The sequence below is a fragment of the Streptomyces sp. NPDC002573 genome, assembly GCF_042889625.1.
Lineage (GTDB): Bacteria > Actinomycetota > Actinomycetes > Streptomycetales > Streptomycetaceae > Streptomyces > Streptomyces gibsoniae.
Map to the genome: position 1 here is coordinate 82,653 of NZ_JBIARC010000029.1, position 25,117 is coordinate 107,769.

General features: G+C 70.7%; 23 protein-coding genes. 10 read left to right on the plus strand and 13 right to left on the minus strand.

Features of this window, described 5'->3' with window-relative positions; all coding sequences use genetic code 11:
* Nucleotides 1-39: 39 nt before the first annotated feature.
* The 5 genes from pyrE to ACFYX0_RS25935 all read right to left on the minus strand — a co-directional run bounded on the left by pyrE (nucleotide 40) and on the right by ACFYX0_RS25935 (nucleotide 4,717).
* Entirely contained in the window at nucleotides 40-588 is a 549-nt protein-coding gene (gene pyrE / locus ACFYX0_RS25915; RefSeq protein WP_311696492.1) for an orotate phosphoribosyltransferase, read from the minus strand.
* Nucleotides 589-597: 9 nt separating this feature from the next.
* Nucleotides 598-1,386 (minus strand): aldose 1-epimerase, encoded by a 789-nt coding sequence (locus ACFYX0_RS25920; protein ID WP_388973483.1) that lies wholly within the window; start codon nucleotides 1,384-1,386, stop codon nucleotides 598-600.
* A 45-nt stretch (nucleotides 1,387-1,431) separates the two neighbouring features.
* Nucleotides 1,432-2,361: an SRPBCC family protein gene (locus tag ACFYX0_RS25925; protein WP_388973485.1), complete on the minus strand. Its 930-nt coding sequence runs from the start codon at nucleotides 2,359-2,361 to the stop codon at nucleotides 1,432-1,434.
* 78 nt (nucleotides 2,362-2,439) lie between these two features.
* Nucleotides 2,440-4,095 carry a polyamine aminopropyltransferase gene (locus ACFYX0_RS25930; RefSeq protein WP_388973487.1) on the minus strand — a complete coding sequence of 552 codons (1,656 nt, stop codon included), beginning with the start codon at nucleotides 4,093-4,095 and terminating at the stop codon, nucleotides 2,440-2,442.
* 64 nt (nucleotides 4,096-4,159) lie between these two features.
* A complete protein-coding gene (locus ACFYX0_RS25935) occupies nucleotides 4,160-4,717 on the minus strand; it encodes a DUF2617 family protein (RefSeq protein ID WP_388973489.1) in 558 nt (185 codons plus the stop codon).
* A 1,277-nt stretch (nucleotides 4,718-5,994) separates the two neighbouring features.
* Between ACFYX0_RS25935 and ACFYX0_RS25940 the strand changes: the two genes are divergently transcribed.
* The 3 genes from ACFYX0_RS25940 (at nucleotide 5,995) to ACFYX0_RS25950 (ending at nucleotide 8,981) form a co-directional block, all read left to right on the plus strand.
* Nucleotides 5,995-6,663 carry a DUF4097 family beta strand repeat-containing protein gene (locus tag ACFYX0_RS25940; protein ID WP_388973491.1) on the plus strand — a complete coding sequence of 223 codons (669 nt, stop codon included), beginning with the start codon at nucleotides 5,995-5,997 and terminating at the stop codon, nucleotides 6,661-6,663.
* 15 nt (nucleotides 6,664-6,678) lie between these two features.
* A complete protein-coding gene (locus ACFYX0_RS25945; RefSeq protein ID WP_388973493.1) occupies nucleotides 6,679-7,641 on the plus strand; it encodes an ATP-binding cassette domain-containing protein in 963 nt (320 codons plus the stop codon).
* A 137-nt stretch (nucleotides 7,642-7,778) separates the two neighbouring features.
* Nucleotides 7,779-8,981 (plus strand): pyridoxal phosphate-dependent aminotransferase, encoded by a 1,203-nt coding sequence (locus ACFYX0_RS25950; protein ID WP_388973495.1) that lies wholly within the window; start codon nucleotides 7,779-7,781, stop codon nucleotides 8,979-8,981.
* A gap of 54 nt (nucleotides 8,982-9,035) precedes the next feature.
* Here the strand turns inward: ACFYX0_RS25950 and ACFYX0_RS25955 are convergent, their stop codons facing one another.
* The 5 genes from ACFYX0_RS25955 to ACFYX0_RS25975 form a co-directional block, all read right to left on the minus strand.
* Complete coding sequence (locus tag ACFYX0_RS25955) at nucleotides 9,036-9,932, minus strand: LysR family transcriptional regulator (protein ID WP_388973497.1); 897 nt, start codon at nucleotides 9,930-9,932, stop codon at nucleotides 9,036-9,038.
* Nucleotides 9,933-10,117: 185 nt separating this feature from the next.
* Nucleotides 10,118-10,783, minus strand: a complete 666-nt coding sequence (locus ACFYX0_RS25960; RefSeq protein WP_311696502.1) for a type 1 glutamine amidotransferase domain-containing protein — start codon at nucleotides 10,781-10,783, stop codon at nucleotides 10,118-10,120.
* A 60-nt stretch (nucleotides 10,784-10,843) separates the two neighbouring features.
* Complete coding sequence (locus tag ACFYX0_RS25965; RefSeq protein WP_388973499.1) at nucleotides 10,844-11,575, minus strand: HAD family hydrolase; 732 nt, start codon at nucleotides 11,573-11,575, stop codon at nucleotides 10,844-10,846.
* Nucleotides 11,576-11,660: 85 nt separating this feature from the next.
* Nucleotides 11,661-12,206, minus strand: a complete 546-nt coding sequence (locus tag ACFYX0_RS25970) for a DJ-1/PfpI family protein (protein WP_388973501.1) — start codon at nucleotides 12,204-12,206, stop codon at nucleotides 11,661-11,663.
* 78 nt (nucleotides 12,207-12,284) lie between these two features.
* Nucleotides 12,285-12,962 carry a cupin domain-containing protein gene (locus ACFYX0_RS25975; protein ID WP_388973503.1) on the minus strand — a complete coding sequence of 226 codons (678 nt, stop codon included), beginning with the start codon at nucleotides 12,960-12,962 and terminating at the stop codon, nucleotides 12,285-12,287.
* Nucleotides 12,963-13,314: 352 nt separating this feature from the next.
* Here ACFYX0_RS25975 and ACFYX0_RS25980 point away from each other — a divergent pair, with 352 nt between their 5' ends.
* The 7 genes from ACFYX0_RS25980 (at nucleotide 13,315) to ACFYX0_RS26010 (ending at nucleotide 20,570) form a co-directional block, all read left to right on the plus strand.
* A complete protein-coding gene (locus ACFYX0_RS25980) occupies nucleotides 13,315-14,115 on the plus strand; it encodes a DJ-1/PfpI family protein (RefSeq protein ID WP_355912495.1) in 801 nt (266 codons plus the stop codon).
* 25 nt (nucleotides 14,116-14,140) lie between these two features.
* Nucleotides 14,141-15,274, plus strand: coding sequence for a ferritin-like domain-containing protein (locus ACFYX0_RS25985; protein WP_388973505.1), 1,134 nt, complete (start codon nucleotides 14,141-14,143; stop codon nucleotides 15,272-15,274).
* A gap of 61 nt (nucleotides 15,275-15,335) precedes the next feature.
* On the plus strand, nucleotides 15,336-16,703 hold the full coding sequence (locus tag ACFYX0_RS25990) for an MFS transporter (RefSeq protein ID WP_388973507.1): 1,368 nt from the start codon (nucleotides 15,336-15,338) through the stop codon (nucleotides 16,701-16,703).
* 130 nt (nucleotides 16,704-16,833) lie between these two features.
* Nucleotides 16,834-17,616 carry an antibiotic biosynthesis monooxygenase gene (locus tag ACFYX0_RS25995; protein WP_355912504.1) on the plus strand — a complete coding sequence of 261 codons (783 nt, stop codon included), beginning with the start codon at nucleotides 16,834-16,836 and terminating at the stop codon, nucleotides 17,614-17,616.
* Nucleotides 17,617-17,626: 10 nt separating this feature from the next.
* Complete coding sequence (locus ACFYX0_RS26000) at nucleotides 17,627-18,085, plus strand: VOC family protein (protein WP_388973509.1); 459 nt, start codon at nucleotides 17,627-17,629, stop codon at nucleotides 18,083-18,085.
* The gene (locus tag ACFYX0_RS26005) at nucleotides 18,082-18,789 is read left to right on the plus strand and encodes an SDR family NAD(P)-dependent oxidoreductase (protein ID WP_355912510.1); all 708 of its coding nucleotides are present in this window, start codon (nucleotides 18,082-18,084) and stop codon (nucleotides 18,787-18,789) included. Before ACFYX0_RS26000 ends, ACFYX0_RS26005 begins: the two co-directional genes overlap by 4 nt.
* 578 nt (nucleotides 18,790-19,367) lie before the next feature.
* Nucleotides 19,368-20,570: a hypothetical protein gene (locus tag ACFYX0_RS26010; protein WP_388973511.1), complete on the plus strand. Its 1,203-nt coding sequence runs from the start codon at nucleotides 19,368-19,370 to the stop codon at nucleotides 20,568-20,570.
* 6 nt (nucleotides 20,571-20,576) lie between these two features.
* On the opposite strand, the gene ACFYX0_RS26015 is transcribed toward ACFYX0_RS26010, so the two are convergent.
* The 3 genes from ACFYX0_RS26015 to ACFYX0_RS26025 all read right to left on the minus strand — a co-directional run bounded on the left by ACFYX0_RS26015 (nucleotide 20,577) and on the right by ACFYX0_RS26025 (nucleotide 24,883).
* On the minus strand, nucleotides 20,577-21,101 hold the full coding sequence (locus ACFYX0_RS26015) for a YbjN domain-containing protein (protein WP_311696512.1): 525 nt from the start codon (nucleotides 21,099-21,101) through the stop codon (nucleotides 20,577-20,579).
* Nucleotides 21,102-21,374: 273 nt separating this feature from the next.
* Entirely contained in the window at nucleotides 21,375-23,972 is a 2,598-nt protein-coding gene (gene clpB, locus ACFYX0_RS26020) for an ATP-dependent chaperone ClpB (RefSeq protein WP_388973513.1), read from the minus strand.
* 575 nt (nucleotides 23,973-24,547) lie between these two features.
* Nucleotides 24,548-24,883 carry a hypothetical protein gene (locus ACFYX0_RS26025; RefSeq protein WP_388973515.1) on the minus strand — a complete coding sequence of 112 codons (336 nt, stop codon included), beginning with the start codon at nucleotides 24,881-24,883 and terminating at the stop codon, nucleotides 24,548-24,550.
* Between the last annotated feature and the right edge of the window lie 234 nt (nucleotides 24,884-25,117).

Genomic DNA, 25,117 nt, shown 5'->3' on the forward strand with positions numbered 1-25,117 from the left:
GCATCGGACACCCTGTCCAGCCTGTGGAAAACCCCTGCCTCAGTCCAGACCCAGATCGTCCTTCGAGTAGGCGAACACGTAGGGCACCCCCGCCTTCTCGGCGATCGCCTCGGCCGCGCCCGTCGCCCGGTCCACGATCGTGGCGACCGCGACGACCTCGGCACCGGCCTCCCGCAGCGCCTCGACGGCGGTGAGCACCGAGCCGCCGGTGGTGGAGGTGTCCTCGACGGCCAGCACGCGCCGGCCCGCGACCTCGGTGCCCTCGATACGCCGCTGCAGACCGTGCGCCTTGCCCGCCTTGCGGACGACGAACGCGTCGAGCGTCCTCCCGCGCGCGGCGGAGGCGTGCAGCATCGCGGTGGCCACCGGGTCGGCGCCCAGGGTCAGGCCGCCGACCGCCTCGAAGTCCAGGTCGGCGGTCAGGTCGAGCATGACCTGACCGACGAGCGGGGCGGCCACCCCGTCGAGGGTGATGCGGCGCAGGTCGACGTAGTAGTCGGCTTCCTTGCCCGACGACAGGGTCACCTTGCCGTGCACCACGGCCTTGTCCTTGATCTCCTGCAACAGCTCACCGCGTACGTCAGTCATGCCGCCAGCTTAAGGGCGGCGCCACGTCCAGGTCGTCGTGGCCTCCAGCGGCTCGATGGGAGTGACCAGGCGCGGAAGGGTGTTGAGGCCGTTCGGCGGGCCGGTCTGCGGTTCCACGCACACCGCCTCCGGCTGCTCGTCGTACACGACGACCCACTCCTCGCGGCTGGTGACCCGCAGTTCCAGCTGTCCCGGCCAGGTGACGGTGACATCGACACCGCCGGGCATGCCGAAGCAGTCGTCCCAGGGGCCGGGCTTCGGGTCGATGCGGTTGCCGGTGGGCAGATGGTCCTCGCCGCGCTCCTCCTGCCAGGCGGGCGCGAAGTCGAGGCGCGCGTCCTCGCCGCCGAGGCTCCGGTTGAACCACGGGTGCCAGCCGACCTGGGCCGGGAACGAGGAGTCGTACGTCTCCACCGAGATGGTCAGCGTGAGCGCGTCGTCGGTGAGCGAGGCGAGCTGGGTGACCCGGCCGGGATAGGGCCAGGGGGCGACCAGGTCGTAGGTGAGGACGGCCTCGGACCGCTCGGCGCGGACCACGCGCCAGGCGCCGTTGCGCGCGGTGCCGTGGATGGCGTGCGGCGGGGCGTTGAGGGGCATCTGGTGGACCGTGCCGCCGTCGCGGAACATGCCGTCCCGGATGCGTCCGCACCAGGGGACCATCGGGAAGCACCCGTACCGCTCGCCCTGCCGCAGCAGTTCCGCGCCGCCGACGCGCAGGCTCCGCACCCGCCCGCCGTTCGCCGGCGCCAGTACGACTTCCGCGTCTCCCGCGGCCAACGTGATCTCGTCGTTACTCACGAGGCCGACCCTACTTCCCCGATCAAGAGGACATGCCGTCGCCGGTCAGCGGCGGCGGCGCAGCAGGCGGCCCGCCACGACGGCCGAGGCCACGAGCAGGGCCGCGGCCGGGGCGGCCCAGCGGAGAGTGGCGGTGGCCGTCGTGGTCTCCGGGGCCGGAACGGGCGCGTAGCGGCCCCGCGGGGGCGCGTGGTCGACCTCCTCGGCACTGCGGCCGATCATCGTGCGCCGGGCGTGCGCCGCCTCGGCCGGAGGCTCGTCGTCGCCCTCGAAACCGGCCTCGTCGTCGTCCTCGAAACCGGCGTCGTCGTCCGCGAAGGGGTCGAGGGACGACGGGGGGATGTCGGCGTCGTGCAACGAGGGGGAGGACGTGGGGGAAGGGGAGGAGGGAGACGCGGGGGACGCAGGAGACGCCGGATCCGTCGCGTCCGTGGCGTCCGCGACCTCCGGGGTGTCCGTGACGTCCGTGACATCCGTGGAGTCCGTGGAGTCCGCCGTCTTCGGAGACACATCCTCGCCCGGCTCCACGGCATCCTCCGAGCCGGGCCCCGAGGAGGCCGCCTCGGCCAGGTTCTCCGCGCTCCTGTCCAGCAGCCGGGCCCCCGCCGGCGTCACCGCGTCCGCGGGCAGTTCCGCGATCCGGCCGTCCCCGGTGGCCCCTCCCGAGAACACGACCGTGGTGCCGCCCTCGGCCGGGCGCAGCCGCAGGGACAGGGACAGCTTCATCGCGCCGCTGCCGCGGGCCTCCGTGGCCTCGCCCTCCACCAGGTACGAGCCGTCTTCCTGCCCCGCGATCCGCAGCGTGCCGCGGTAGGTGATCGTGTGGCCGCCGATCCGTACCTTCAGCCGGCCGGCCACGGGGTCCGTGCCGGCGTCCTGTTGCAGGCCTGGGATCGCGCGCGCCACCCGCGCGGGGTCCGCCAACGCGTGGCGGAGCCGATCGGCAGGAACCGGAACGAACACCTCATGCTCCATGTCCCCCGAGCCTACCCAGCAGAACCCGAACCGCACCCGTACATCTCGGGATTCACACCGCAAGGAAGGACACGGGGCTCAGCGGGTGTACCGAGGGTGCAGCAGGGTCGAGGGCGGCAGGTACGGCGGCCGGGTGCGCGCCGCGTCCCGGGCGTCCGCCCGCAGGGAGGCGGGGTTCAGGGCGGGCAGCAGCTGCTCGCGCGGGTCCAGGGTGAGCACCGGGCGGGTGGGGGCCGCGAGCACGAAACCCCAGTCGCGCGGGGCCTGGGGCAGTCCTGCGGGGCGCCCGGTACCGTCCGTGCCGCCCGCTGACGCCCCGGCGGCGACGCGGTACGGGACCGTGCGCAGACCCGCCGCCCGGACCGTCGCCTCGACCGTCCAGAAGACGCGCGGGCGGGAGCTCACCGGGCCCGCGTGCACCACCAGCCGGCCGTCCGGCGCGAGAACGCGGCGGGCCAGCCCGTAGAACTCCTGGGAGTACAGCTTCGTGCTCGCCGCGATGCCGGGGTCCGGAAGGTCCGCGATCACCACGTCGTACGGTCCCTGGGTGCGTCTGAGCCAGCAGAACGGGTCCGCCGTGCGCACCCGGACCCGGGGGTCCGCGAAGGCGTGGCCGTTCAGCGCGGACAGGGCGCGGTCTCGGCGGGCCAGCAGGACCACCGCCGGGTCCGGTTCGACGACGTCGACCCGGAGCACCCCCGACCGGCGCAGCACCTCGCGGACCGCGAGACCGTCGCCGCCGCCGAGGACCAGCACGCGCGCGTGCGGTCCGCCGTCCATCGCGGGGTGCACGAGTGCCTGGTGGTAGAGGCGCTCGTCGCTGCCGTCCACCCGCAGCCGGCCGTCGAGGAAGAGGTCCAGGGGGCGGCCCCGGGTGCCGCCGGTGAGCACGGCCTCCTGGACGCCGCTGCGCACCGCGGCCCGGACGTGGTCCCCGTAGACCGCGTGGCGGGCGGCCCGTTCGAAGTCGCTCACCAGTGCGGCCGCCGTACCGAGCAGCGCCAGTACGACGACGTTGGCGGCCAGCAGCAGCCAGCGCCCCCGGCGACTCAGGTCCTGCCGGAACAGCCCGAGGACCAGGGCGCCGCCCGCCACCGCGTTGACCGCCCCGGTGAGCAGGGCGCCGGTGAGCTGCCCGAGCTGCGGGAGCAGCAGGAAGGGGAAGGCGAGGCCACCGACCAGCGCGCCCACGTAGTCCGCGGCGAAGAGGTCCGCGACGGCGCCGCCCGCGTCCTCGCGGCGGATGCGCTGGATCAGCTCCATCAGCAGGGGCACCTCGGCACCGATCAGCAGGCCGATCGCGAGCGAGAAGCCGACCAGCAGACAGCGTGGGCCGCCGGACCAGACGCCGCCCCAGTCACCGGTCCAGGCGAAGACCGCGTACAGGGCCATGGCGCTCGAACCGCCGACCAGCGCGAGCACCGCCTCCACCGCGCCGAAACCGGCTGCGGCACGGAAGCGGAGCCGCTTCGCGGCGAGCGAGCCGATGCCCATCGCGAAGACCATCACGGAGAGCACGACGGAGGCCTGGGTGACGGAGTCGCCGATCAAGTACGAGGCGAGCGCGACGAGTTCGAGTTCGTACACGAGTCCGCAGGCCGCGCACACGAACACACCGGCGAGGACGAGGAACCGTCCGGTGCCGGGGCGTACGGGCAGCCGCGCCTGGGCCGTGCCGCCCTCGCTCCAGGAGCGCGGTACGCCGGGTGGTGCGGGCGCGTGCGGTTCGATCACGTGGGAACGCTACGTCAGGGTCGTGGCGGGCTTTGTCACCCACACGTGTGGAACTGCCGTCTCCTCACACCCAGGAGGGGCTGAGCCGGGAGCGGTCGCCGTCGGTCCGCGCCGCCGGTGTCCGCACCCCCACCCGGGTCCGGGTCGCCACCAACTGGCCGTCCTGCGGGTAGGCGTGCCAGGTGCGCCAGTGGATCTGACCCTCGTGGTGCTGGGCCAGCATCGCCGTGAACGCGTGCGGACTGCCCGGGAAGACACCGGCCAGGCCATGAGGATGGTCGGAGACCAGGGCCAGCAACTCCTGGGCGCGGGCCGCGAAGGAACGGGGGGAGAGGACCTCGATCCGGGCCGCGAACTCGTACTCCCAGTCGTCGACCCGTTTGGCCACGCCCAGCGGCAGCGGGGAACTGGAGCCCGCGATACACGCCACCGTCTCCGAGCAGATGCCCGGCTCCTCCTCGAGAAGTACCTGGTGGGACGCACCGAGAAGTCTCAACTGAATCCGCGTTCCGGACAGTTCGAGGTCGAGCGTGGCGAGCGCGGGCAGCGGCTCGCGGCCCAGGGTCCAGGCGAGATCGGCCGCACGCGTGTCGGTGTAGGACGTGTTCAGGGTCGTGAGCATGGATCGGCTCCGCTAGCACGCAAAGTGAGAAGTGGGGTCCGGCGCACCCCGGTCATGGCGCCGGCGGACGAGGCCGGCCCGGCCAGTCGGGTGGTACGCCCGGTCGGCCCGGTGGGGAGGACGCTTGCGGGACAGGTGTCCGAAGGACGTCCGCGGGCTGCTTCGGTGGTTGAGAGGGAATCATGAACTGTGGCGTCGCCACAGCGTTTTTACCCAAGACCGCCCGGTTTCCATCCCCCCGAGGGCTCCACAGCGCATCTGTTCAACTACGGCGTACGCCAGGGGCATTGGCGCGGCTGACATATGCGCCACTACTGCCCCTGACCGGGCGCGCAGCCGCACGCGCCACGGAAGCCACACACCCACGCGCTCCCCCGATGGAGTGACCCTCCCGCACATCACCCGCACGTCACCCGCACCGCCCCCGGGCGGGCACGCCCGTGCAGCATGCCCGCCCCCGAGAACCGCGCCCCCTCAACCGACCCCCGTCTGCCGCATCCCCTCGGCTGCTCCCCCGTCGGCCGCCTCCCCTCGTCAGCTCCCGCCGCCGCATCCGCCCCCGCCGCACGACGACCCGCAGGACGAGTGGCCGCCGCAGGAGTGCCCCCCGCCGCAGGAGTGGTGTCCTCCGGAGTGGCTCCCCGAGTGGTGGCCGCCGCCGGACGAGGCGTCGATTCCGCCGGCCCACCAGCTGGTGTCGCTGCTGTTGCCGCTCCGCGAGAACCCACGCGACCGCGCCCCTCGGGCCACCGGCCGCCGCGCCGCCTTCCGGCTCCGCTTGCGGGCGTTCACCACGAGGCTCACCACGAGACCGACACAGACGACCACCACAGCGATTCCGAAGATCATGCCCCTGTCCCCCTTCTCTTCCTCGTCCCCGGGCGGCCCCGGCGGGCCCCTCCGTGTACCCGGGTGCACGAGGGATGCCCCCACCCCCGATCGACCAAAGCAGAGTTGAGGAACTTCTGAGGGTCCCCCCACGAAAAGGGCCTCTGACCTGCACAGAAGGTCAATTCGGGGCGCCAACTCTGGCGCCCGGCATGCGAATCCGCCCCGCCCGCTTTCGCAGAGGGTCCGGTACGAGTCGGTCAATAGCGTTCACCCTTATTCATTGCAACGCACTAGGTCGAGCCTGTTGCGTTAGATTCAAAGCCGTCGCAACGATTTTGACGCCCCACCTGCTTTTATGGTGACTTCGCGCAACGAATGTGTTGCCAGATATCCGAATGCAACGTAGCGTTTCCATTATCAGAAACGACGGGTCCAAGGAGCGCACGATGCAGAAGTTCGACACCCCCGCCCCGGTCTCGGCCGTGCTCGACATCCCCGCGGGACGCATCCGGATCATCGCCGGCGAGCGGGCCGACAGCACGGTCGAGGTCCTTCCCGCGGACGCCTCCAAGAGCCGAGACGTGAAGGCGGCGGAGCAGATCGAGGTCGCGTACGACGACGGCGTCCTGCGGATCGAGGCCGCCCCGGCGATGAACCGGATCCTCGGCAACTCCGGATCCGTCGAGGTGACCGTCCAGCTGCCCGAGGGCTCCCGCATCGAGGCGAAGGCGGCCGCCGCCGAACTCCGGGGCGTCGGACGGTTCGGCGACGTCGTCTTCGAGGGCCAGCAGGCCACCGTCGAGCTCGACGAGGTCGAAGGCGCCCGGCTCAGCACCCTCGCCGGCGACATCTCCGTCGGCCGCCTGGGCGGCCCCGCGGAGATCAGCACCGAAAAGGGCCACCTCCGCATCGCCGAGGCCGTACGCGGCACCGTCACACTGCGCACCCAGGCCGGCGACATCGCGGTCGGCGCCGCCCCCGGAGTCTCCGCCTCCCTGGACGCTGGCACCGCCTGCGGCCGGATCCACAACGCGCTCAGGAACACCGACGGCACCGCCGCCCTGGACATCCACGCGACCACCGCCCACGGCGACATCACCGCCCGCAGCCTGTAAAGGAGGGCACCTCTCATGACCGACCTGGCCATCGCGGCGAACGGACTGCGCAAGTCCTACGGCGACAAGACCGTCCTCGACGGCGTCGACCTGGCCGTCCCGGAAGGGACGATCTTCTCCCTGCTCGGCCCGAACGGCGCCGGCAAGACCACCGCCGTCAAGATCCTCTCCACCCTCGTCTCCCCCGACCCCGCCTCCGGCCGTATCCACGTCGGCGGCCACGACCTCGCCACCGCCCCGCAGGCCGTGCGCGCCGCGATCGGCGTCACCGGACAGTTCTCCGCCGTCGACGGCCTGATCACCGGCGAGGAGAACATGCTCCTCATGGCGGACCTGCACCACCTCTCCAGGCGCGAGGGACGGCGGGTCACCGCCGAGCTGCTGGAGCGCTTCGACCTCACCGAGGCGGCGAAGAAGCCCGCCTCCACCTACTCCGGCGGCATGAAGCGCCGCCTCGACATCGCGATGACCCTGGTCGGCGACCCGCGGATCATCTTCCTCGACGAGCCGACCACCGGCCTCGACCCGCGCTCCCGGCACAACATGTGGCAGATCATCCGCGAGCTCGTCACGGGTGGCGTCACCGTCTTCCTCACCACCCAGTACCTGGAGGAGGCCGACGAACTCGCCGACCGCATCGCCGTCCTCAACGACGGCAGGATCGCCGCCGAGGGCACCGCCGAGGAGCTGAAGCGGCTCATCCCCGGCGGACACGTCCGGCTCCGCTTCACCGACCCGGCCGCGTACCGAAGCGCCGCCGCCGCCCTGCGTGAGGCCGCACGGGACGACGAGTCCCTCGCCCTGCAGCTCCCGAGCGACGGCAGCCAGCGCGAGCTGCGCTCCATCCTCGACTGGCTGGACTCGGCCGGCATCGAGGCCGACGAGCTGACCGCGCACACCCCCGACCTCGACGACGTCTTCTTCGCCCTGACCGGCGGCGGCGCCGTCCCCCACCAGCCTGAGGAGGCTGCCCGATGAGCGCACCCCTGGCCCCCACCCGCCCGACCCGGCTCTCGCTCGCCCTGCGCGACTCCGCCACTCCGACACCCCGTCGGCGTACGCCGCCCTGCGCGTGTCAGCCGGGTGGTTGAGGAACTCCGGAGCTTCGGCGCAGGATGGCGGCCATGACCTCCAGCGCGCGCCCCTTCCTCAACCGCCGGCTCGCCGAGTTCGGGACGACGATCTTCGCCGAGATGTCGGCCCTAGCCCTGAGCACCGGAGCCGTCAACCTCGGCCAGGGCTTCCCCGACACCGACGGCCCGGAGCAGGTCCGCGAGGCCGCCGTGCGGGCGCTGCGCGGCGGGCGCGGCAACCAGTACCCGCCGGGCCCCGGCGTCCCCGAGCTGCGCACCGCCGTCGCCGAGCACCAGCGGCAGCGCTACGGCCTCGGCTACGACCCGGACACCGAGGTGCTGGTCACCGCGGGCGCGACCGAGGCGATCGCCGCGACCCTGCTGGCGCTGCTGGAGCCCGGCGACGAGGTGATCGCGCTGGAGCCGTACTACGACTCGTACGCCGCCTGCATCGCCATGGCGGGCGGCCGGCGCGTACCGGTCACGCTGCGGCCGCACCAGGACGGGGACGCGAGCTTCCGCCTCGATCTGGACGAGCTGCGCGACGCCGTCACCGACCGCACCCGGCTGCTGCTGATCAACACCCCGCACAACCCGACCGGCACCGTGCTGACCCGCGAGGAGCTGTCCGCGATCGCCGAGCTGGCCGTAGAACGGGATCTGCTCGTCGTCACGGACGAGGTGTACGAGCACCTGGTGTTCGACGACGCCGAGCACGTACCGCTCGCGACCTTCCCGGGCATGCGTGAGCGGACCGTCACCATCTCGTCGGCGGGGAAGACGTACTCCTTCACGGGATGGAAGGTCGGCTGGGTGACGGCGGCACCGGGCCTCGTCACCGCGGTGCGCTCGGCCAAGCAGTTCCTGACGTACGTGTCCTCCGGGCCGTTCCAGTACGCCGTCGCCGAGGCGCTCGCGCTGCCCGAGACGTACTTCGAGGAGTTCCGGGCGGATCTGCGTGCCAAGCGGGACCTGCTCACCGCCGGACTCACGCAGGCGGGCTTCGCGGTGTTCCGGCCGGCGGGCACCTACTTCGTCACCACCGACATCCGCCCCCTCGGCGAGAGCGACGGCTTCGCCTTCTGCCGCGCCCTGCCCGAGCGTGCGGGGGTCGTCGCCATTCCCAACGCGGTCTTCTACGACCACCGGGAGGCCGGTGCCCCGTTCGTCCGCTTCGCCTTCTGCAAACGCGTCGAGGTGCTGGCGGACGCGACGGAACGGCTCCGCAAGGCGTTCACGCGCTGACCACCGTCGAGATCGGCCGTTCCTCTCATCTGCTCCTGCTCTCCCCCTGCCCCCTCACGTCCACCCCCGGGCGTCGCGAACCAGGTGCTCGTGGAGCCGCGCCAGCCGGGGTTCGGAGAGGGTGCCGGAGCGTGTGGCCAGGTAGAGGGTGTTGATGGGAGGGATCTCCGGTTCCATCAGGGGGACCAGCGCCCCCGAGGCCAGTTCCGCAGCGCACAGATATGTCGGCAGGACCGAGATGCCCGCCGACGACGTGACGGCCGCGATCACGGCGCGCAGGTCGGGGACGACCACCGCCGGCGGACTCGGTGGCGGGGCGTCGAAGACCGTACGCCAGTAGCGGCGGATGATCGGAAGAGTCTCCGCGTACGCGATCATCGGGAGTTTCGCCAGGACCTTCAACTTCTCGCAGTCCAGGGCGTCCGCCGGGATCCCCGCGGCGATTCGGGGCGAGGCGAGCAGGGCGAACTCCTCGTCCGTCAGAGGAGTGAAGTCCACCCCGCGGCCCTGGGGCTGGATCGTGGACACCACGATGTCCAGGTGCCCGCCGCGAAGGTCCTCCAGAAGGTCCGACGCCATGCCGAGGCTGATGCGGACGTCGAGGCCGGCGGCGATGAGCTGGCTGATGGATGCCATGACCCTGGCGGTCACCAACTCCGCCGGCCCGCCCAGGCGGACGGGACGGTTCTCCGTGGTGTCGCCGAAGTGGCGGGAGACGGCTGCATTGATCTCGGCCATGTGCGCCTCGATCTCGTAGGCCAGCGCCTTTCCCTCCGCGGTGGGTGTCGCGCCTTGCGGCGTGCGGAGGAACAGCGGCTTACCCAATTCGCTCTCGAGACAGCGGATCTGCTGAGTAACCGCCGGCTGCGTGAGGCCCAATTGCCGGGCCGCCTTGGTGAACGATCCTGTGTGACAGACGGCGATGAAGGTCTGTAGCCATCCCAGCTGCATAGTCGTACCGGCCCCCCAACCGGCAGTGGCCGGGGTGTTCCGCGCTATGCGACCACCCCGCGCATCGCTGCGAAGGATACCGTTCGGCATCGCGGGGGTGTTCAAGCCCTTGTAAAATTGCGAAATCGCATCAGCGGGGCGGTAATCCGCCCCGCTGATCGTCAATCCGTTTCTTTTTCAACTGGTCAGTTGGTGCTCTGAAGAATTGCCAGTTCGGCGACCTTGGCGGCCGAAGCCGGGTTCTGACCCGTCACGAGACGGGTGTCGGCCACCGCGTGCTCGGTGAAGTTCGCGGCCTTGGTGAACTTCGCGCCCCGTTCGGTCAGAGCCGTCTCCAGCGCGAAGGGCACGACGTCGGACAGCCCCACGGCGGCCTCCTCCTCGTCGGTGAAGGACGAGACCTGCTTGCCGGCGACCAGGTGAGAGCCGTCCGCGAGGGTGAGGTTCACCAGGGCGGCCGGACCGTGGCAGACGGCGGCGACGATCCCGCCGCGCTCGTAGACGGCCGCAGCCAGCCGCGCCAGCTCGGTCGCGTCGGGGAAGTCCCACATCGTGCCGTGGCCGCCGGCGAAGTAGACGGCGTCGTAGTCGGCGGCATCGAGTTCCGCGGCGGTGGGGGTGGCGGCGAGCGCGGCCTCGTTGTCGGCCAGGAATCGGGCCGTGACGGTGTCGTCCGGCTTGATCCCGTCGCGCGGCGGCTGCCCGCCGGCGACCGACACGAACGCGATGTCCCAGCCGGCCGCCCGGAACACCTCGGCGGGGTGGGCGACCTCGGGAACGTAGAAGCCGGTGGTGCGGCCCGTGTCGCCGAGCCGGCCGTGCGAGGTGAGGGCGAAGAGAACCTTCGGCATGTCAATCCTCCAGTGTGAGGTGTGTCCGGTGAAGCGGGGTGCGGTGGGCGAAGGCGCCGATCAGGCGGTCAGCTCCGCCAGTTCGGGCAGATACACCCGCCGCAGCTTGCGTGCGACGGCACGCTCCACGTGCTCGGGCGTGTGGTAGCCCCACCACGCCCACAGGCTCGTGGCACCTGTGTCGCGCACCGCGAGCGCGTTGGTGATGTGATCGTCGATGAACGTCACGGCGTCCGGCGGGAGTCCGTCGGCCACGGCGATCTGCCGCACGGCCGTCCGCTTGTCCGAGCACGAGCCGACGACCTGGGCCACGGTGACGTCCAGACCGTGATGGGCCAGGATCTCCCACACGCTCTCCTCGTCCTTCGCCGTGACGATCGACGTGCCCCTGCCGCTGTGGCGGCGGAGCAGCCCGGCGATTCCCGGATACAGGGTGTGAAGGTCCAGCCACTCCGTACGCCGGCGCTCCCGCAGCGCGGCCCGTACCGCGGTCGCGCCGCGCACCAGGGCGTCGAGCCTGGGCCCCGGAATGCGGGCCGCGAGGGCCTCGAAGTCCGCCTGTCCCCGGATCGAGGCGGCGGCGGGGTCGCGCGCCACCATGAAGTCGTCGAGCAGCCGCGCGTAGGTGCGGACCGTGCGGAAGCGGGTGACGAACCCGGCGGGCATGGCCCCCGCCAGCTCGGCGATCGGCTTGGCCGCGACCGTGGCCGGGTCGTGGTCGGCGTAGTGGGTGACGACAGCGCACTCGGTGAAGGCGTCGGCGATGACGCCGTCGAAGTCGAGTATCAGCAAGGTGTCTCCTCAAGGCCTCGAGGATGCGAAGGGCGCGCGCCGTACGGGGGATGGGGGCGCGCCCCGCGCGGGTGGCGGCGGCCACTCAGGCCGCTGCCACCTGCTTCTTGTCGACCGTCTCGAAGACCTGCTGCATGAACCGGCCCACGTAGGCGTAGTAGGAGCAGGTGATGATGTGGCCGTCGACGATCACGTCGGAGTCCACGACGTCGGCGCCGGCGTTGATCACGTCGTCGCGCAGACCTATGTAGGCACAGGCGCGACGGCCCTTGAGCACGCCGGCGGAGACCATGATCCACGGGCCGTGGCAGAGGCCGGCGACGACCTTCTCGGCCGCGTCCATGGCGCGGATGAAGTCCAGGACACGAGCGTCCTGGCGCACCCGGTCGGGTGCCTCGTGGCCGCCGGTCAGGATGACCGCGTCGTAGGCCTCGACGTCCAGCTGCTCGAAGGTGATCAGCGGCTTGGCGGTCTTGTCCATGGGCAGCGGGACGCCGTACTTGCCGACGACATCGGCACCGTTGCGGGTGGCCACGTCCACGTGCCAGCCCTCTTCGAGAAGCCGGTAGTAGGTGTAGACCACGTCGTGGTCCTGGAATCCGGGGCCGGTGATGATGACGGCACTGGGCATGCGTGTGCTCCTTCTTCGGACGCGGTTGCTGGGTGGGGCGTTCGGTGCGGGTTCCGGCGTCGGGGCCGGCCCGGACGGTCAGGCGAGCGCGAGCGAGAGGTAGTACTGGTCCAGCGCGGGACGGCGCACGTCGCCCTGTGCGGGGGCGAGGATGTCCACCTCGCCGGTGACCACTCCGGTGAGACCGAGCGGGATGTGGAACAGGTCCTGCTCCTGGCGCCGGTAGAACACGTCCGCACCGGCCCGGATGGAGAACGCGAACTCCGCGCCCGGGGACCGGTCCCGCAGTCGCGCCTGCGGCAGATACGTCACCGGCTTCGCCGGCAGTTCGGGTGCCTCGGCGTGTTGCTGCTCGTAGGCCGTGCCCTGCCGGTCGTAGTTGTCACGCAGCCGGATCAGGTCGAACTTGTTGCGCGGTGCCTCGACCTCGACCAGCCACAGCGGGCCGGGGCCGATGCTCCGGGAGGAGTGGAAGGCGCCGCCCCCGATGCGCAGGACCGAACCGCCGCCCACCGGGATCTCGCCCGTCAGCGTGTCGGTCACGCCCTGCCCCGCGAGGCAGAGGAGATAGGTCAGCTTGCGGGGGTGTACGTGCATCGACGTGGACTCGCCCTCGTCGATCTTCAGGTTCCACACGTCGATGAAATCATCGACGTAGATGCGGTATTCAAGCCCCCACGGCTTGGGAATGATCTCGTTGAGGTGACTGTCCCCGTCCAGGCTCTCGTTTCCGATGCGGGAGCCTTTGCGGACCACTTCGTTCAGTGCGGCGAAATCCCGTGGACCAGGGTCGATTCTCACCGCCATATCGATCGGACTCAAATTCTGCGCCATCTCAGACATGTCGATCCCCCAGTCGAAACATTTGAGTGCGGACCTCCGGCTCGGGAAAGGACTGTAGCCGGACGGCCAGAATGGCCAAAATAGCTGGGGCAGTAGTCCCCGATAACCATCCGGGGGGCCCTCACTGAAGTAATGGCCCCCCCTCGGATTGCTTATTTGAAGCCGCCCCGGTGCTGTTGGCACTGTTTCCTGACGGGGCCGGGTCCGGGCCCGGTGACGTGTCCGAGCCGGCCGGCCCCGCACACATACGAATGGGGGAGCACTGGTGAGTACACCCACGTCCACAACCGCCCTCGCCACCAGGACATCCGGCGGGGCGCCGGCCCAGATCGGCTCCATCGCGGTTCTCGGCTACGAGGCATGCTCCGAGCAGGACACCATCACACCGCTGGAGATCTTCAAGGGCGCCGCCATGGTCACCAGCGGACAGATCGCTCCGTGGGAGCGGGAGGCCGCCAACCGCGAACTCGACGTGCGCCTGGTCTCCCTGGAGCCCGGCGTCGTCAAGATGCAGATGGGCACCAACGTCGTCGCCGACTCGGTACTGAACGACGACGACCTGTTCGACATCCTGTACATCCCCGGCGGTGTCGGCTCCGGCGCGCTGCTGACCAACGATCGTGTGCACAAGCTCATCCGCCGCCACCACGAAGCGGGCAAGGTCATCGCCGCCAACTGCTCGGGCGTCGGCGTCATCGCCCGCTCCGGAATCGTCAACGACGAGCCCCTGACCTGCGTGGCCGCGGTGGCCCGCGGACTGCGCGGCGAGGGCTTCAACGTGGCCCTCGGCCGCCGGATGTGGATCGCCAACACGGCCTCCCGCATCTGGACGTTCACCGGCTCCTACGGCGTGAACGGCGGTGCGGTCGCCATGGTGGCGCACTACTTCGGCCGGGAGGTCGGCACCATCGTCTCGATGATGTTCGACACCATCGGCGGCATCGGGGACGCGATCTTCGAGGAGACCGGGCCGGAGTTCTACCAGCACCCCGAGCTGGAGGAGTCCTTCCAGAACTTCTTCCAGCCGATGCTCTTCCCGCCGCTCGACGAGTCCGCCGAAGCCTGAGCGCCGACGCACCCGGGAGCCTCACATGCCCACACCGGTCGACCTCAGAGACCTCAGCTGGATCCGCGGCGCCCTGCAGACGGTGGTCGCGCTGGAGCACTCCACCATGCCGCTGTACTGCGCCGCGATGTACTCGCTCGAGGTGCAGAACTACCCGTCGTACAACATCATCCGCAGCGTCCTGATGGAGGAGATGGTCCACATGGCCATCGCCGCCAACATGGTCGCCGCACTCGGCGGGAGCCCCGCGATCAAGGGCCTCAAACCGACCTATCCCGGCAGCGGCGGCCTGCCCGGCGGGGTCGCCCCCGACCTGAGGCCGCGGCTGGCAAAGCTGTCGGGCGCCGCGCTGGAGTCGTTCATGCGGCTGGAAGCACCGCTCTTCGTGCTCAACGCCCGGCAGCGCGGCTCCTCCTATCCCACGATCGGCGCGTTCTACGACGCCATCCGAAACGCGATCACGCGCAACGCGGCGGCCGTCGAGCGGGCCGTACGCCTGGGCGGGCCGGCCAACCAGGTCGGCGGAAACCTCGGCTATCTCACGTTCGACAGGGACGACCCGGACCCGGTCGCCTCGTTTCTCCACGCGCTGGACATCATCACCGAGCAGGGTGAGGGCGGCGGCGAAGGCACCGTGGAGACGGCCGCCGAGATGTTCCAGAAGGAAGGCTCGCACTACGCCCGGTTCGCCGAGTTGCGCTACGGCCGGCGCTACCGACCCCTCGACGCGGTGCCCTTCTCCCGGGAGACGGAGCGCGACTTCTTCACCGGCGAGGAGATCGTCTGGCCGGTGGTCATCAATACCCTCGCCGTTCCCGCGGACGGCTACGAGGCGGTGCTGGCCCTCGATCCGCGCGGGCCCGAGGTACGCAAGGAACTCGAATCGTTCGACGACGCCTACACGCAGATGATGCTCGCGCTGGACACCACCTGGAACGGCCCGGTGGAGACCTGGTGGCCCTCGCTCGGTGCCGCGGTCACCCAGATGGACCAGATGCGCGTGCGTTCCTGCTTCACCATCATGCGCAACGAAATCCCTCGGGCGGTCGTCGCACGCCTGGAGGAGCTCTATCCCAGGGAATTCCGGTCCCTGGAGCGTTACACCGACCTGGCCCTGCCGGTCTTCTACGGGCCGCGTTTCCTCAACAACGCGGCCTGACCGGCGAAAGGCGCGCTTCGCCCCTTCAGCCGCCCGTAACCCCTTCGAACAGGAAGTCCTCATGACATTCGCCAGCGACAGGGTGACCGCGCCCTCCCGCCAGGCAACGCCGTCGCGGCGGGGCCTGTTCGCGGGGGTCGCCGCGGGCAATTTCCTCGTCCTTCTCGACACCTCCATCCTCAACGTCGCGCTGCCCGACGTCCGCTCCGATCTCCATGCGAGCCAGGCGGCCCTGCCCTGGGCCGTCGACGCCTACACGATCGTCTTCGCCGGCCTGCTCCTCGCCTCCGGCGCGGTAGCCGACCGGTTCGGCGCCCGCAGCGTCTACCGGGGCGCCGTGCTGGCCTTCGGTGTCCTGTCCCTCCTCTGTGCGACCTCGCCCGACGCCGCGTTCCTGATAGGCGGAAGGGCGCTGCTGGGCGTCGCCGCCGCCGGAATGGTCCCGGCGTCACTGGCACTGCTCGCCGGGCTGTACCCAGACCCGGCGGAGCGGGCCAGGGCCATCGGCGCCTGGGCGGCGGTCACCTCCACCGGTCTCATCGCGGGTCCCGTCCTCGGCGGCGCTCTCGTCGAACTGGGCGGCTGGCGGCTGGTGTTCCTGGTGAACCCGGTCGTCGTGGTCGTCGCGCTGCTCGCGTCCCGCGGACTGCCCGGGGGGCGCCCGGACTCCGTCCGCGCAGTGGACCGGGCCGGGATCGGGCTGTCGGTCCTGGCACTGGCCGCCCTCACGTTCGGCCTGATCGACGCCGGGACCGAGGGCTGGGGGCGTCCACTGCCGCTGCTGGCCCTGGCACTCGCGGCCGTCGCGTTCGCCGCCCTGTTCGTCGTCGAGCGCAGGGCCACCGCGCCGATCCTGCCGCCGGCCCTGGTCGGACTGGCACGGGTGCGGGCGGACATCGTGGCCGGTGCCATGGCCTCGTTCATCTTCTACGGGGTGCTGTACGCACTGACCCAGTGGATGGTCGAGGAGCGGGGCCTGTCGGCGTTCAAGACGGGTACGGCGTTCCTGCCGATGACACTGCCGATGTGCTTCATGCCGTTGCTGACCGGCCGTCTCGTCGCCCGGATCGGGGCGCGTCGGGTGATCCTGGTCGGGCTCGCCCTGGACACAGCGGCCGGTGGAGTCCTCGCGTTCGCCTCGAACGACACGCCGCTCGCCCTGGTCATCACGGCCCAGGTCGCCCTCTCCTTCGGTTCCACGCTCGCCATCCCGGCGGCCACCGCGGACATGGCCATCGCCGCTCCGAAGGAGCTCGCGGCCACCGGCCAGGGCGCGTTCAACGCCGGGCGGCAGGCGGGCAGTGCGCTGGGAGTCGCCGCACTGGCACCGCTGGCCACCCTGTCCTCCTCGGGCATCGTCCTGGCCGCCGGCGGGCTGATCGCCCTGCTGCTGGTGGTCGCAGCGCGTCCCGCGCCCGCGGCGGCCTGACCGAGCAGGAGACCCCGTACGGGCGCGCTCGATGCCCGCCGTTCGGCGTGGGCACGGGTGCACGCCCCATGCCCGCGCCACGTCCCCTCCCCTCTTCCTCCCCCGGACCTCTCACTGACAGGAGTAACTCGTGACGATCACCGCGACCGCACGGCAGTTGGTCAAGCCGGGCACCGAGGCCCGTCTTGACGCCCTGATGGCAGGGCTCGAACGCAACATCCGTGCCCACGAACCCGGCTGTCTCCGCTTCGACTACGTCATCTCCGCGGACCGGCCGGGAGAACGCCTGGTCATCGAGGAGTACGCCGACGAGGCCGCCCTCGAAGCGCACAAGCACACGTCGTACCTGGCGGAGTTCATCCCCCAGCTCCTGGAGTGCCTGCTCGAACCGCCGATCCTGGAGATGTTCCGGCCCACCGCGGACAGGGCGCCGCTGCCGGAGTCGTGCTTCCACGTCGGCGTCGTCGTACCGGACCTGGCCGAGGCCGTCGAGCTGTACTCGCAGTGGTTCGGCATCGAGTTCACCGAGCCTGCCACCTTCGAGATCCCGTATCTGGAACAGGGCGGGCAGGGCGGCCCGGGCCGGATGACGGCCGCCTTCTCGCGTACCGCGTATCCGCAGTACGAACTCATCCAGGCGGACGGGGACGGTGTCACCTCCATCGAACACGCCGGGAAGGTCCTGTACTACGGCGTGTGGGAGAGCGACATGGAGGGGCGGCTGAAGAAGCTGGAAGCCGCGGACATCACCGTCGACGCCTACTTCCGGCCGGGCCCCGGCGAGACGCCGTTCGCCCTGATCACCGGGCCCGACCTGCAGGGTGTACGGATCGAGTACGTGGACACGGCGGACCGGCCGGCCATGGACGAGTGGGTGAACACGGGCCGCTACCCGGGGCTTTCGGGCCGCTAGGGGCTGACGGATGGCGCTGTACCACGTGGGTTTCGCCGTTCCCGACCTGTCGGCGGCGATGCGCGAGTTGCGTGTCGCCGCCGGCGTGGAATGGGCGGAACCGCGCCCGGGACGGATCGGCGACTGGGACTTCCGCATCGTCTTCAGCCGTCCCGGGCCGCCGTTCGTCGAGCTGGTCGAAGGCGGTCCCGGCAGCCCGTGGGACACCTCGGCGGGACCGCGGTTCCCTCACCTGGGGTACTGGACCGACGACATCGGCGCCGGTGTGCGGCGGCTGGAGAAGCATGGCTTTCCGGCCGAGTTCTCCGGATGTCCCTTCGGCCGGCCCTACGCATACCACCATCTGAAGAGCATCGGGGTGAACATCGAACTCGTCGACGCCGTCCTCCAGCCGGACTTCCTGGCTGCCTGGCAGCCGGGCGGCGAGCCGATGGACGTCCTGCACGAACGAGCACTGGAGGAACAGTGAGCGCCAGCCCCACGCCCGTCACGCTGATCACCGGAGGGTCGACCGGCATCGGCGCCGAGACCGTACGGCGGCTGCTCAAGGCCGGTCACCGGGTCACCGCGACCGGACGCGACGCGGACAAGCTCAGGACGTTCGCCCGGACCCTGGGCGATCCGGAGGAACTGCTGCTCCTGCCCGGTGACGCCGCCGCCGCGGACGCGGTCGAGGAGGCGGTGCGGGCCACGGTGCAGCGCTTCGGGCGTATCGACAACGTCATCGCCAACGCCGGTTACTCCACCCACGACTCGGTGGCGGACGGCGATCCGGAGCTGATGCGCTCGATGCTTCTCACCAACGTCCTGGGGCCGACGCTGCTGATCCGCGCGTCGCTAGAGGAGCTGCGGAAGACCCGTGGCCGGATCGTGCTGCTCGGCTCGGTCGCCGGTCTCAAGTACGGTCCCGGTAACTTCTACTCGGTCACGAAGTGGGCTGTGCACGCCCTCGCCGAGAACACCCGCATGCTCGTCACCGAGTCGGGTGTCGGGGTGAGCCTGATCGCCCCCGGCAAGGTCGACACGCCCTTCTGGGACACACGCGGCGGCACTCCGCCCGGCCCCGCGCTCAGCGCGGAGAACATCGCCGACGGCGTCATGTGGGTGCTCGGCCAGCCGGCCGGCGTCGACGTGAACACCGTCACGATCCGGCCGACCGGCCAGGTCAACTAGTGCTGCGACCGGAAAGGTTTACCGGCTCGCGCCGCCCGGCGGCTGTCCGGCAAACCTTCCCGGCCACAGCACTAGGTCCTCTCGTCAAACTGCCGCCGTCCGCCCGGAGGGCGGGCTCTGCGGCGGCGTGGGGGCCCCTCCCGCTCGAGCGAAGCCGAGAGTGGGGGAGCGTGCTCTGGGGGACCCCCTGCTCGAAGAGCTTGGGGCAGTGCCGGGCGGAAGCCCTCGTACTGGATGTACGTGGGATTTCGCCCGGTGCGGCGGTGGGGGCACCGCCCGCGCGAGCGAAGTCGAGCGTGGGGGAGCGTGCATGGCGTCGCGGGGCAGGCGGGAGTTTGACGACAGGGCCTAGCGGCCTCAGAGATCACGTCCTTCTGACGCCGGACCCGAGCAAGGGCCCACCTCACCGGCGGTGGTGCTGAAGTTGCCCGTGGTGGGCCTGTTGTGCGAGTGCTGGTCACCGCGGTGCGCTCGGCCGAGCAGTTCGGCCGAGGGGCGGGCGCCCCGTACGCGGGAATTCGCCCCCGCACGGCCGCGCAAGCTTCGTAAACCGGGCGTGATCGGAGGATGGTTCCGGTGTGACCGACACCAGGACCATCCCGGCCCCCGCCCCACCGGGCCCGAGGAACAGCGACCGTGTCCGTCCGGCCGGGGACGGCCGACGGCTGCCGACGACGGCCGCCGCCGCCCTCGGGCTGTTCTTCGTCTCCCGGCTGTGCGGCGGCCTCGTGCTCGCCCTCGTCGCCCGGTCCGCGGGCAGGCACCCCCTGCTGCTGCTCGGTCGCTCCTGGGACTCCGTCTGGTATCTGGGGATCGCCTCGCACGGCTACGGACACATCCTGCGCAACCGCACCGGCATCCACTACGACCTGGCGTTCTTCCCGCTCTACCCGGGTCTGGTCCACACGGTCACCACCCTCACCCCGCTCGGCGGCGTCCAGGCGGGACTGCTGGTGTCCTGGACGGCCGCGGTGATCGCCGCGTACGGGATCTACCGGATCGGCGTACGGCTGCACGGCCCCGCCGTGGCCACCGTCCTCGTCGTGCTCTGGGGGCTGCTTCCGCACTCCGTGGTGCTGACGATGGGCTACACGGAGCCCGTGCTGACGGCGTGCGCCGCCTGGTCGCTGTACGCGGTCCTGACCCGGCGCTGGGTCTGGGCGGGGACACTGGCGGCCCTCGCCGGCCTGTCCCGGCCCAACGGCTGCTCGGTGGCCGTCGCGGTGCTCGCGTCGGCCGCGCACGAGGTGTGGCGGACGCGCGGTCGCGGAGTTTCCCACAGGCTGTGGACGGGCGCTGCGCTCGCGCCCCTCGGCTGGAGCGGCTATGTGCTGTGGGTCGGCCACCGCAGGGGCGATCCGCTCGGTGGCTACTTCACCGTGCAGCGGCTGTGGGGCTCGCGGTTCGACTTCGGGCACGGCGCGCTGCGCTTCACCGAGCACATGGCGCTGCACGGCACCCGGCTGCTGTTCCCGATGGCCCTGGTGATCGTCGGGGTGAGCAGCGTGCTCTTCGGGCTGCTGATCGCGGACCGCGCCCCGCTGCCGCTCGTCGTCTACAGCGGCGTACTGCTGGTGATCGCGCTCGGCGGCTCCGGGTTCTTCGAGTCGAAGCCGCGCTTTCTGCTCCCGGCCTTCCCGCTGCTGACGGTGGTGGCGCGGGCGCTGGTACGGACGGCGAGAGCCCGACCGTGGCACGCCACCATCGTGGCGAGCGCCCTGGCCGGGCTCTCTTTTGTCTACGGGGCGTATCTGGTCGTACTCGCCCGATCGCCCCTCTAGGGGGATCTACTCCCCGTCGTCCTCGGGCTTCTCCGCGTCGTCGACTTCCTCCGTGAGGCCGAGCTGCTCGACGAGCCACCGGTCGAACTCGATGGCGGCGCGCACCCAGCTCACGGTCGACGAGACGAAGTGGTCCAGACTCACGCCGGTGCCGATCAGCATCTGCGCCTCACCGATGAGGCGGACGGTGCCGTCGTCGTGCGTGTGGGTGTAGACCTTGGGCCACAGGGTGCGCCGGTTCCAGTCGTCGATGGACTCCAGCAGCTGCGGCTTCTCGTCGATCTGGTGGGGACGGTCGTAGAACGTCCGCACGGAGAAGACGGCCTGGTCGCCCTCGCCGCGGAACATGAAGTACGTACGGAACTGCTCCCACGGTGCGACGAGGTCTCCCTCTTCGTCAACGAGGTGCTTGAGCTCCATCTGGTCCAGGAGCTGCTTCACGAGGTCCTGATCCGGAACCACGGGGCCCGCCGGCGGCTGCGGCTCGGGCTGGCCCCCGAAGTTCGGAATCGAGGACGGGTCGATGCTCACCGTGTTCTTCCCTTCGTACGGATTCCGCCATCCTCCCTCATCCGGGGAGGGGGCTGGCAACCCTGAACGGGTCGTGTCCGCCGGGGGCTGACATGATCTGGCCGCTCTCCACCGCCGGACGGACCGGTCCGTCGGCCTTCGCGGGCGCCGCGCCCGAGGGCAGCCGGCGGATGCCACGGGCCGGCGTCGACGAGGTCGAGCTGACCGTGGTGTACGAGGACGGGCGCACCGCCCTCGTACACATCTACACCCACGCGGGCCGACCGGGCCCGGTCAGAGCGTCTTGCCGGACGCCGGGCCCACCAGCAGCCCGCTCCCGAAGGTGTCCACCCGGACCGTGTCGCCGTCCTTGACCTCGCCGGCCAGGATCTCCTTGGCGAGCCGGTCTCCGATGGCGGTCTGGACGAGTCGGCGCAGCGGGCGGGCTCCGTACGCCGGGTCGTTGCCCTCGTCGGCGAGCCAGGCCAGGGCCTCCGGCGTGACCTCCAGGGTGAGCCGCCGTTCGGCCAGCCGCTTGGCCAGGCGGTCGATCTGGAGCCGGGCGATACGGCTCAGCTCGTCCTTCGACAGCGCCGAGAAGACCACCAGGTCGTCGAGCCGGTTCAGGAACTCGGGCTTGAAGGAGGTGCGGACCACCTCCAGGACCTGCTCCTTCTTCTCCGCCTCGGTCAGGACCGGATCGACCAGGAACTGACTGCCCAGGTTCGAGGTCAGCACGAGGATCACATTGCGGAAGTCCACCGTGCGGCCCTGGCCGTCCGTCAGCCGTCCGTCGTCCAGCACCTGGAGCAGGATGTCGAAGACCTCCGGGTGCGCCTTCTCCACCTCGTCGAGGAGCACCACGCTGTACGGGCGGCGGCGCACCGCCTCGGTCAGCTGGCCGCCCTCCTCGTAGCCGACGTATCCGGGCGGGGCGCCGACCAGCCGGGCGACGCTGTGCTTCTCGCCGTACTCCGACATGTCGATGCGGACCATCGCCCGCTCGTCGTCGAAGAGGAAGTCGGCGAGCGCCTTGGCCAGCTCGGTCTTGCCGACACCCGTCGGGCCGAGGAAGAGGAACGAGCCGGTCGGGCGGTCCGGGTCGGCGATACCGGCCCGGCTGCGGCGTACGGCGTCGGAGACGGCCTGTACGGCCTCGGCCTGGCCGATGAGCCGCCGGCCGAGCCCCTCCTCCATACGCAGCAGCTTCTGCGTCTCGCCCTCCAGCAGGCGTCCGGCGGGGATGCCCGTCCAGGAGGCGACGACGTCCGCGATGTCGTCGGGGCCGACCTCGTCCTTGACCATCGTGCCCTTGGACGCCTCCTCCTCGGCCTCGGAGGCGGCCTCCAGCTCCTTCTCCACGCCCGGGATCTCGCCGTACAGCAGCTTGGAGGCGGTGTCGAAGTCGCCGTCGCGCTGGGCGCGTTCGGCCAGGCCGCGCAGGTCGTCGAGCTTCTCCTTCAGCTCACCGACCCGGTTGAGGGACTGCTTCTCCTTCTCCCAGCGGGCGGTCAGGCCCCGCAGCTCCTCCTCCTTGTCGGCGAGGTCGCGGCGCAGCTTCTCCAGCCGCTCCTTGGAGGCCAGGTCGGTCTCCTTGCTGAGCGCGAGCTCCTCCATGCGCAGCCGGTCCACGGCACGCTGGAGCTCGTCGATCTCGACCGGGGAGGAGTCGATCTCCATCCGCAGCCGCGAGGCGGACTCGTCGACCAGGTCGATGGCCTTGTCGGGCAGGAAACGGGAGGTGATGTACCGGTCGGAGAGGGTGGCCGCGGCGACCAGCGCGCTGTCCGCGATCTGCACCTTGTGGTGGGCCTCGTAGCGGCCCTTGAGGCCGCGCAGGATCGCGATGGTGTCCTCGACGGTCGGCTCGGCGACCAGCACCTGCTGGAAGCGGCGCTCCAGGGCCGGGTCCTTCTCGATCCGCTCGCGGTACTCGTCGAGGGTCGTCGCACCGACCATGCGCAGCTCACCGCGCGCCAGCATCGGCTTGAGCATGTTGCCGGCGTCCATGGCGGAGTCCCCGCCGGCGCCGGCGCCCACCACGGTGTGCAGCTCGTCGATGAAGGTGATGATCTGGCCGTCGGAGTCCTTGATCTCGGCGAGGACGGTCTTCAGGCGCTCCTCGAACTCACCGCGGTACTTGGCGCCCGCGACCATGGCGCCGAGGTCCAGCGCGACCAGCCGCTTGTCCTTGAGGGACTCGGGCACGTCGCCCTTCACGATGCGCTGGGCGAGGCCCTCCACGACGGCGGTCTTGCCGACACCGGGCTCACCGATGAGCACCGGGTTGTTCTTCGTACGGCGGGACAGCACCTGCACCACGCGGCGGATCTCCTGGTCCCGGCCGATGACCGGGTCGAGCTTGCCGTCACGCGCGGCGGCGGTGAAGTCGGTGCCGAACTTCTCGAGGGCCTTGTACTGGCCCTCCGGGTCCGGGGTCGTCACCCGGCGTCCTCCCCTTGTCCTCTGGAACGCGTTCAAGAGCTTCTTGGCGTCCGCGCCCTGGCCGGTCAGGACCTCTCCCGCGGCGCCGCCCTTGGCGGCGATGCCGATGAGCAGATGCTCGGTGGAGAGGTACTCGTCACCGAGGTCCTTGGCGCGCTTGCCCGCGTCGGCGATCACGGCCAGCATCTCGCGGTTGGGCTGGGGCGGTGCCACGGTCGACCCGGTCACACTGGGCAGACCGCCGAGCACGCGCTCGGCGCCGGCCCGTACGGAGGCCTGGTCGGCGTCCACGGCGGCCAGCAGGTCGATGATGTTCTCGTTGTCCTGCCCCTCCAGCAGCGCGAGGAGCAGATGGGCGGGGGTCAGGTCCGGGTGCCCCTCGGCGACGGCCCGGCTGCTGGCCGCGTTGATCGCGTCCCGGCTCCTGTTGGTCAGCTCGGCGTCCACGTTCCCGTTCTCCTCCTTGCGTCAGCCACGCTCAGCTGTCGTCAGTCCTTCATCTGACGCGAGCAACGTACATAAAGTTGAGTCTATTCCACTCAAGGCGCGGAACGGGAGGGCGACCGGCGAGGTTCCGCGGCCGAGAGCCTTTCGCTCACCCACCCGGGCGCGTCCGAGACGTCCAGTACCCCGGATCCGGGCAGGAGCAGCACCGGACCGCCCTCCCCGGCCCGGAGGGCAGCACGAAGGCCCGATCCGGCCGTAGGGGAATACGGGCCGGATGCGGGCGCGACTCGATGACCGCCGGGAGGCAGGGGGCGCGGACGGGCCGTCGAGGGGCCGCAGCAAGTGACATGAGGGGGCGCGCGTGACATCCGGGAGGCGCGCGCAGCGGTGTCATCACGGACGGTGAGGGGGTGGCTCGTGGGCGAACCCCGGGTAAGGACCGAATCCAGCCACCGTGGCAACGGGGCACACCCGGAGTTTCCGCACAAACTGCAGCGGCGTCACCGTGTTCAGGTCACGGTGACGCCGCTGCGGGGGGAAGCACCTGAGCGATTTGTTACGACGGGGGAATCGCGTCAGGCACTGCGGGGGGTGGCTGAGACAGTCCGCATGACCGGGGTGTCCGGTTCGACCAGCCGGTGATCGCGCTGGTCCAGATTCACAAAGATCATTCCGTACCGTATGGCGCACCGGACAGGCTGCGGCGCCCCCCGAGGCCGTCGCAGAAGCCGGTAGGCCCGCACATCGTCGTCCTCGTCGCGGGCGACGACGACAGGCTCCCCGAACACGGTCACCATCAGCGAGTCACCGTTGTGGGGGATGGCAGTGGCCAGGTCGATGAAGTGCCAGCCGGAGCGGTAGGCCGTGGCCATCTCGCGACGGAAGGTGCGGTCGTCCGGAGGAGTGGTCACATCAGCTCCACACGCTGTCATCTGGGCCGACGGGTGTGGCACTATCGCCGGCCGCGGAAGAAGCGGGTACCAACGACCAGACACTGTCCGCTCGTACGTCCTCCTTCGCGCCGGCGAGCCCACTCAACGTTCCGAAGGCCACAACGGCGGAGAAGGTGGCGACAAGCACCGAGCGAAGCATTCTCTTACCCATAGTCGGCTTCGTCCTCACTTGAAGGTCCCCTCTTCCCCCGT

Coding starts and splice junctions, on each gene's coding strand:
- pyrE (WP_311696492.1), bottom strand. CDS start 588: ATGACTGACGTACGCGGTGAGCTGTTGCAGGAGATCAAGGACAAGGCC.
- ACFYX0_RS25925 (WP_388973485.1), bottom strand. CDS start 2,361: ATGGAGCATGAGGTGTTCGTTCCGGTTCCTGCCGATCGGCTCCGCCAC.
- ACFYX0_RS25935 (WP_388973489.1), bottom strand. CDS start 4,717: ATGCTCACGACCCTGAACACGTCCTACACCGACACGCGTGCGGCCGAT.
- ACFYX0_RS25940 (WP_388973491.1), top strand. CDS start 5,995: ATGCAGAAGTTCGACACCCCCGCCCCGGTCTCGGCCGTGCTCGACATC.
- ACFYX0_RS25945 (WP_388973493.1), top strand. CDS start 6,679: ATGACCGACCTGGCCATCGCGGCGAACGGACTGCGCAAGTCCTACGGC.
- ACFYX0_RS25950 (WP_388973495.1), top strand. CDS start 7,779: ATGGCGGCCATGACCTCCAGCGCGCGCCCCTTCCTCAACCGCCGGCTC.
- ACFYX0_RS25955 (WP_388973497.1), bottom strand. CDS start 9,932: ATGCAGCTGGGATGGCTACAGACCTTCATCGCCGTCTGTCACACAGGA.
- ACFYX0_RS25960 (WP_311696502.1), bottom strand. CDS start 10,783: ATGCCGAAGGTTCTCTTCGCCCTCACCTCGCACGGCCGGCTCGGCGAC.
- ACFYX0_RS25970 (WP_388973501.1), bottom strand. CDS start 12,206: ATGCCCAGTGCCGTCATCATCACCGGCCCCGGATTCCAGGACCACGAC.
- ACFYX0_RS25985 (WP_388973505.1), top strand. CDS start 14,141: ATGCCCACACCGGTCGACCTCAGAGACCTCAGCTGGATCCGCGGCGCC.
- ACFYX0_RS25990 (WP_388973507.1), top strand. CDS start 15,336: ATGACATTCGCCAGCGACAGGGTGACCGCGCCCTCCCGCCAGGCAACG.
- ACFYX0_RS26000 (WP_388973509.1), top strand. CDS start 17,627: ATGGCGCTGTACCACGTGGGTTTCGCCGTTCCCGACCTGTCGGCGGCG.